Genomic DNA, 6,720 nt, shown 5'->3' with positions numbered 1-6,720 from the left:
GTCACGCAGGGGGTCGCGGGTTCGAGTCCCGTCCGTTCCGCCACTTATTTTTCTCTGCCTTTTAAAAGTCAGAAAGTTAAAGAAACCACACTGTATTGAGCAGATGTGGTTTTTTTATTTCTGGTTTCTCAATGAAAAACCTGGCTGTGAATAACGTTTCACTATCCATATTTTTGTTGATAACTTTCGCTATCTGTCAATTCTTCCGCACGACCGATCGTGCATATTCATACTGATGGGTATTCCCAAAAAGTATTTTCAGTAAAGTAAATAAAAACCTCACGCAGAGAGTGAGGTTTCTGAAGGTCAGGGAAATAAATTTGGTTCGCGCCAGATCTCACTCCCGGATCGGCATTTCCCGTAGTTGCGGCGATACTACAAATTCCGCGCTGGTCTTTTGGCGGATTAGCTCAATACTTACGCCCGGCGCGTATTCGGTGAGCGTCAATTGGCCATCGATAAAGCGGAACACCGCCAGTTCGGTCACCACGGTGGAGACGCATCCGAGCGCCGTCAGAGGAAGCGTACAATTGCGCAGGATCTTTGGGGCGCCATTTTTGGCGCAGTGCTCCATCGCCACAATCACTTTTCGTGAGCCGGTAACCAGATCCATCGCCCCGCCCATGCCGGGCACCATTTTGCCAGGGATCATCCAGTTGGCCAGGTTGCCGTGCTGATCCACCTCAAGGCCGCCCAGTACACAGGCATCTACATGGCCGCCGCGGATCAGCGCAAAAGAGAAAGCGCTGTCAAAGGTCGCCCCGCCGGGAATAATCCCGCATGGTTGGCCGCCGGCGTTGGCTACATCGGGATCGGGATTTTCCGCATCCGCCGGGCAGAGACCGACAAAGCCGTTTTCCGACTGTAAAACGATATCGACTCCCTGTGGCAGATAATGGGCGACCAGCGTCGGCAGGCCAATCCCCAGATTGACCACATCGCCGTCGTTCAGTTCCAGCGCCACGCGGCGGGCGATAAAGGCTTTCAGGCTCATTCGATACCTCCCTGAAACACGCCGTTGACCAGTAGTCCGGGCGTCATAATACTGTCGGGGTCGATGGCGCCAGGCGTCACCAGTTCCGCCACTTCCGCGAAGACCTGTCTGGCCGCCAGCGCGACCAGCGGGTTAAAGTTTCTTGCCGAGCGGCGATAGTACAGGTTACCCGCTGTGTCGCCGCGTCTGGCGTAGACAATCGCCAGATCGGCGCGCAGCGGCATTTCCAGCAGGTAGTGGCGACCGTCGATGGTTATTCTCTGCTTGCCTTCTTCCACCACAGTACCGACGCCGGTTGGCGTAAGGAAGCCGCCCAGCCCGGCACCGCCCGCGCGGATCCGCTCGGCCAGCGTGCCCTGCGGCACCAGTTCGACCTCCATTTCACCGCTAATCATCCGGCGGCCGGTTTCCGGATGCAGCCCAATGTGCGATGCGATGACCTTACGTACTCTACCAGCTTCTACCAGCGGCGCGACGCCTTTTCCCGGCGTGCCGGTGTCGTTGCCGATCAGCGTCAGCTCCCTGACGCCGGAATCAAGGAGCATTTGTACCAGCGCAGGAGGCGTTCCCTGTCCCATAAACCCGCCAAACATCACACTCATGCCGTCGCGAAAGTGACGGGTGATTTCCTGCCGGGCGGTGACTTTAGACTTCATTGTTTTTCCTCCCTGATGGCTTACAGGCGTTCTACCACGACAGACACACCCTGGCCGCCGCCGACGCACAGCGTCGCCAGCCCGAAGGTTTTATCCCGGGCGCGCAGCGCGTGCAGCAGCGTGACCAGAATCCGCGCGCCCGATGCGCCGATCGGGTGGCCCAGCGCAATGGCGCCGCCGTTAACGTTAGTTTTTTCCATGTCAAAGCAGAGTTCGCGACCCACGGCGATAAACTGGGCGGCAAAGGCTTCATTAGCTTCAATCAGGTCAAGATCTTTGATGCCGAGTCGCGCCTTTTCCAGCGCTTTCAGCGTCGAAGGCACCGGCCCGATCCCCATCACCGATGGGTCGACGCCGGCGGTTGCGTAACCGCGAATACGCGCCAGCGGCGTCAGGCCAAGCGCCTTCGCCTTGTGCGCCGACATCACAATCAGCGCTGCCGCGCCGTCGTTAATGCCGGATGCATTGCCGGCGGTCACTGTTCCCGCTTCAGAAAAGGCCGGGCGTAGCCTGGCCAGCGCCTCAGCGTTGGCGTCAGCGCGCGGGTATTCGTCGCGGTCGAAAATACGTTCCATTTTCTTGTGCATGAAGGCCACTGGCACGATTTCATCTCTGAAAGCGCCGCGCTCTGTCGCCGCCAGCGCGCGTTGCTGCGAACGTAACGCCACCTCATCCTGTTCTTCGCGGCTGATGCCATAATGCCGGGCGACGTTTTCCGCCGTAATACCCATATGGTACCGGTTAAAGGCGCAGCTCAGCCCGTCGTGCAGCACGCTGTCGGTAAGTGCGCCGTTGCCCATGCGGTAGCCCCAACGGGCTTTGTCCAGCAGATAGGGCGCAGCGGACATATTCTCCATACCCCCCGCCAGCACCATCTGCGCATCGCCGGCGGCGATCGACTGCGCGGCGATAATCACGCTTTTTAACCCCGACCCGCAGACCACATTAATCGTGCTGGCGGGAACCGCTTCGGGAATAGCGGCTTTGATGGCCGTCTGGCGCGCCGGGTTTTGCCCCAGTCCAGCCTGCAGCACGTTGCCGAGAATGACGTCGTCTATGGCGCCGGGCACTATCCCCGCCCGCATAATGGCTTCTTTCGCCACAATGGCGCCCAGTTGTGGAGTGCTGATCCCGGCAAGGGAACCGCCGAAGCTACCGATCGCGGTGCGTACCGCGCTGACAATCACGATGTCATTCATCATTTAGCCCTCTGTAAATTAAGGATCTGGCGCGCTTCATCAGGTGTCGCCGGATCGCGACCTGCCTCTGTCGCCAGCCGCACCGCCCGTTCGACAAACTCGGCGTTGGATTGCGCCAGCCGTCCCTTGCTGTAGTAGACGTTGTCTTCCATGCCGACGCGCACATGTCCGCCCAGCGCCAGTGTCGCCAGCAGGATCGGCATATGGCCGCGACCGATGCCGAATGCCGACCAGTGGGCGTCTGCCGGTAACAGGCTTTTGAGATAGACCAGGTTTTCGACCGTCGCCGCTGTTCCTCCCGCTGCGCCGAGCACTAACTGGTAATAAGCCGGGGTCTTAATCAGATTTTTTTTGATGTAGTGGAGCGAGTTGTAAAACATCCCGGCGTCGAACACTTCGATTTCCGGTCGCACGCCGCTGTCGATCATCAACTGACCGAGCTTTTCCAGAAACGCCGGATGGTTGATAAACAGGCCGCTGTGCGCCCAGTTCATCGAGCCGCAGTCGTAGGAAGCCAGTTCTGGTTTCAGCGCCGCCACATGCATCATGCGCGTCTCGTCGGTGGCGTTGAGATCGCCGGAGGTCGTCAGGTTGAGCACGATGTCGCATCTCTCGCGGATCAGCGCCACCGTCTCGCGAAATTTTTCGATGTCCATCGTGCCTCTGCCTGCGTCGTCGCGCATATGCAGGTGAGCGATGGCGGCGCCAGCCTGCCAGCACTCGTAGACGTCGTCGGCGATCTCTTGCGGCGTCAGCGGAATATTGGGGTTATCTTGTTTGGTCGGAAAAGCGCCGGTCGTGGCGACGGTAATAATTGTTTTATTATTCATTTTGAGTTTTCTCCCTGAACTTCAGGCCGCAGGGCGGCAGTCGGCTGTGTTTGCTGGTCGATATCGGGTAGCGCGAACATCATTAGCCCGGCGAGGCAGAAGAAGATGGCGCAAATCATGATGCCGGTGGTAAGGCCATAGCTCTGGGCGATGAAGCCCATAGCGAAGGGCGCGAAAGCGGAGACGCCGCGGCCGATGTTGAAGCAGAATCCGGCCCCCAGCGTACGTACCCGGGTTGGGAACAGTTCGGGGAAATAGGATCCCATCAGCCCGACGAAAGCAGTAAAAAATGCGTATACCGGCCCCATCACCAGCAGCGCCGTGTGTCCGGTCATGTTGACGTATATCGGTAGGGTGATCGCGGTACCGATAAATGAAATCACCAGCGCTTTACGGCGCCCGGCTTTGTCTGCCAGGATGCCGAATACGTTATAGCCGATGAACATGCCCACATTCAGGACGACGAAGAACAGCGACATGGTTTCAATGCTCAGCCCGCGATCCTGGGTCAGAAACAGCGGTAGCCAGGTGGTGCACCCCCAGTAGCCGATCAGGCCGAAGCTGGCGACCACGGTGGCCAGCAGCGTGTTGCGGGCCAGCTCTCTGGAGAAGATCTCGCCGATACGCACTTTCTCGCCTTTATTTTTCTGCGCCTCTTTCTGCTTTTTCCAGCTTTCGGATTCCGGAACAAAGACAAGGAAATAGACCGCAGCGAGAATCGCCCCCGCGCCGCACAGAAACAGGGCGCGCCAGCCGTAGGCGGGGATGATGAGATAAGCGAGAAACGCCGCCAGTCCGGCGCCAGCCGGGAATGAACTCAGGACAAAGGAAGCGGCCCGGCCGCGCTGTTTCGGCGGCCAGGTTTCCGCAATATATGCGACAATGATGCTCCACACACCACCCAGCCCGAGACCCGCCAGGAAACGCAGTACCAGAATTTCAAACCAGGTGCTGGTGAAGGCGATCGCTGCCGTCAGAATGCTGAACAACATCAGGCTCCAGAACAGGGTTTTGCGGCGCCCGTAGTTATCGGCGCACCAGCCGACGACAATGCTGCTCAGCCCGATTCCCACCATTGTCGCGGTCGCCAGCAGTCCGCCGTCGGCTTTTGAAATACCGAGGTCGGCGATAATTACCGGCATCGCCACCGCCAGCAGCAGGATGTCTACGGCGTCAAACATATAGCCGAAAAAGCCGCCAGCCAGCACGTGCCATTTCACCCGTGAGTTACCTGCGGCGCTGTCATGAGATTGCGTCATAGCGTTATCTCCCGTCAGAGGTCGAACATGGCGACCGGCCTGCACCATCCGGCGCTGGCGGCCTTAATCTTGATGGGGAAGCAGGCGATCCGGAAGCCGAACGGCGGTAATTGGTCCAGATTGTTCATCTTCTCCATGTGGTAGTACTCACGCTCAATACCGGCGAAATGACCTTCCCAGATCAGCGAGGCATCGCCGGTTTGTGCAAACTCTTCGGCAATCAGCGATAGCGGACGATCCCAGCTCCAGGCATCAGTACCCACGACTTTTATACCGCGATCCAGTAAGTACAGGGTTGCTTCGCGGGTCATACCACAACCGGCATTGGTGTAGGCGGCGGTACCCCAGTGTTTCATCGCGCCGGTGTGAATCACCACGATATCCAGCGGTTTCAGGGTGTAACCAATGCGCGCCAGTTCGGCTTCCAGGTGTTCAACAGTAATTTTGCCGCCTTCGCCGGGAATGTCGGAAAAATCGAGCTTTACGCCATCGGAAAAGCACCACTCCAGGGGAATTTGGTCGATGGTGCGCGCCGGTTCGCCCTGGTTCATGGTCGGGTGATAGTGCCACGGCGCATCAAGGTGGGTGCCGCTGTGGGTGGTGAGCTGGACGTATTCAATGGACCAGCCCAGCCCGCCGGGCAGGTCTTTCTCTGTCGCTGTCGGGAAGAACTGGCGCATATGTTCGGCACCTTTATCATGTCCCCAGTAGTCGATACGGGTGGGCATTGACGGTGGATCACAGGGCGTATGGTCTTCAATCGCGACGCTCAGATCGATAATCTTCATAGAGTCCCTCGTTTTCAATTAATTTATTGGTCGTACGTCCAACCTATAATTAATTTAGACAATCGTCCAAATTGTTTTGTCGGGATCGTGAAGAGGATCGAAAATTAACCGGATGTGTAAGGTGAATGTTTTTAATATGTTGGTAAATTTGGCTTTTTTAGCGGCTAAAACGATAGTCGCACAAAATTTAACGCATTCCTGCGCCAGGGGCTTATATAATGCCTGCCAGAATGAATTCGCTGACGATGCTTCACCACGCGCGCTGGTATCCTGAGCGCCAGGTGCTTTGACGGAACACACATGCAGATATCGACATCCGAAAAAATCCTCAATGCCGCTGAAGAGCTTTTCGCCCAGAGCAGCTATGACGCTGTCTCCATCCGGCAAATCACCAATAAAGCAGATGTTAAACTGGCGCTGGCGCACTATCACTTTGGTACTAAAGAGGCGCTTTTTAATGCTGTTATCGAGCGCCGTATCGGTCAGTTAAGCCAGTCTCGCCTGCAGTTGCTGGCGCATTTCCGCCAGCAAAATGACGAGCGCCCTTTGCAGATTGAGCAAATTGTTCATGCCTTCGTTATGCCCTACCTGTTCTGGCACCTTAACGGTGGTGAGGGCTGGCGCAGCTATGCTCGTATTGTATCGACGCTGCTCGGCTATAACCTGGCGTTACTGCAGGAGCAGTTTGACGGCGGCGCCAGGGTATTCCAGCAGGAGATGCGTCGCACTATGCCCGAAGCGGATGAGGCCAGCATCCAGTGGGGATTTGATTTTATGGTCGGCGTGATGTGTAACACTTTTTCCGAAGTGGACCGTATCGGCGGGTTGTCGGAAGGACTTTGTAGCACAGAAAATAAAGAAGAGGCCTGCAGTTACCTGATTTCATTCATTGTCGCCGGGCTGGAGCGGCTGGCGGGCAATCACAAACAGGAACTGAGCGCTAGCCTGGCGTTACTGAAATCATTGACTGCGCCGGAGAACAACGTCTGATCAT

At 57.1% G+C, this 6,720-nt stretch carries 7 protein-coding genes; 1 reads left to right on the top strand and 6 read right to left on the bottom strand.

What is annotated here, in order from left to right:
• Window positions 1–337: 337 nt before the first annotated feature.
• The 6 genes from AQ981_RS12260 to AQ981_RS12235 are packed head-to-tail and all read right to left on the bottom strand — an operon-like array spanning window position 338 to window position 5,726.
• Window positions 338–994, bottom strand: coding sequence for a 3-oxoacid CoA-transferase subunit B (locus AQ981_RS12260; RefSeq protein WP_058912034.1), 657 nt, complete (start codon window positions 992–994; stop codon window positions 338–340).
• Entirely contained in the window at window positions 991–1,650 is a 660-nt protein-coding gene (gene atoD / locus AQ981_RS12255; RefSeq protein WP_058912033.1) for an acetate CoA-transferase subunit alpha, read from the bottom strand. The genes AQ981_RS12260 and atoD overlap by 4 nt, the downstream gene beginning before the upstream one ends.
• A gap of 20 nt (window positions 1,651–1,670) precedes the next feature.
• Window positions 1,671–2,849, bottom strand: coding sequence for an acetyl-CoA C-acetyltransferase (locus AQ981_RS12250; RefSeq protein WP_058912036.1), 1,179 nt, complete (start codon window positions 2,847–2,849; stop codon window positions 1,671–1,673).
• Window positions 2,849–3,679 carry a beta-keto acid cleavage family enzyme gene (locus AQ981_RS12245; protein ID WP_058912032.1) on the bottom strand — a complete coding sequence of 277 codons (831 nt, stop codon included), beginning with the start codon at window positions 3,677–3,679 and terminating at the stop codon, window positions 2,849–2,851. The genes AQ981_RS12250 and AQ981_RS12245 overlap by 1 nt, the downstream gene beginning before the upstream one ends.
• Window positions 3,676–4,938 carry an MFS transporter gene (locus AQ981_RS12240; RefSeq protein WP_058912031.1) on the bottom strand — a complete coding sequence of 421 codons (1,263 nt, stop codon included), beginning with the start codon at window positions 4,936–4,938 and terminating at the stop codon, window positions 3,676–3,678. Before AQ981_RS12240 ends, AQ981_RS12245 begins: the two co-directional genes overlap by 4 nt.
• A 14-nt stretch (window positions 4,939–4,952) precedes the next feature.
• A complete protein-coding gene (locus AQ981_RS12235; RefSeq protein ID WP_058912030.1) occupies window positions 4,953–5,726 on the bottom strand; it encodes a cyclase family protein in 774 nt (257 codons plus the stop codon).
• Between the two features lie 300 nt (window positions 5,727–6,026).
• On the opposite strand from AQ981_RS12235, the gene AQ981_RS12230 reads away from it, so the two are divergent.
• A complete protein-coding gene (locus AQ981_RS12230) occupies window positions 6,027–6,716 on the top strand; it encodes a TetR/AcrR family transcriptional regulator (RefSeq protein WP_058912029.1) in 690 nt (229 codons plus the stop codon).
• Window positions 6,717–6,720: the final 4 nt, after the last annotated feature.

Source organism: Entomohabitans teleogrylli (assembly GCF_001484765.1).
GTDB lineage: Bacteria > Pseudomonadota > Gammaproteobacteria > Enterobacterales > Enterobacteriaceae > Entomohabitans > Entomohabitans teleogrylli.
The sequence above is the reverse complement of the archived record's forward strand: the minus strand, read 5'-3'. Positions and strand labels throughout refer to the sequence as shown.

Coding starts and splice junctions, on each gene's coding strand:
- AQ981_RS12230 (WP_058912029.1), top strand. CDS start 6,027: ATGCAGATATCGACATCCGAAAAAATCCTCAATGCCGCTGAAGAGCTT.
- AQ981_RS12245 (WP_058912032.1), bottom strand. CDS start 3,679: ATGAATAATAAAACAATTATTACCGTCGCCACGACCGGCGCTTTTCCG.
- AQ981_RS12235 (WP_058912030.1), bottom strand. CDS start 5,726: ATGAAGATTATCGATCTGAGCGTCGCGATTGAAGACCATACGCCCTGT.
- AQ981_RS12240 (WP_058912031.1), bottom strand. CDS start 4,938: ATGACGCAATCTCATGACAGCGCCGCAGGTAACTCACGGGTGAAATGG.
- atoD (WP_058912033.1), bottom strand. CDS start 1,650: ATGAAGTCTAAAGTCACCGCCCGGCAGGAAATCACCCGTCACTTTCGC.
- AQ981_RS12250 (WP_058912036.1), bottom strand. CDS start 2,849: ATGAATGACATCGTGATTGTCAGCGCGGTACGCACCGCGATCGGTAGC.
- AQ981_RS12260 (WP_058912034.1), bottom strand. CDS start 994: ATGAGCCTGAAAGCCTTTATCGCCCGCCGCGTGGCGCTGGAACTGAAC.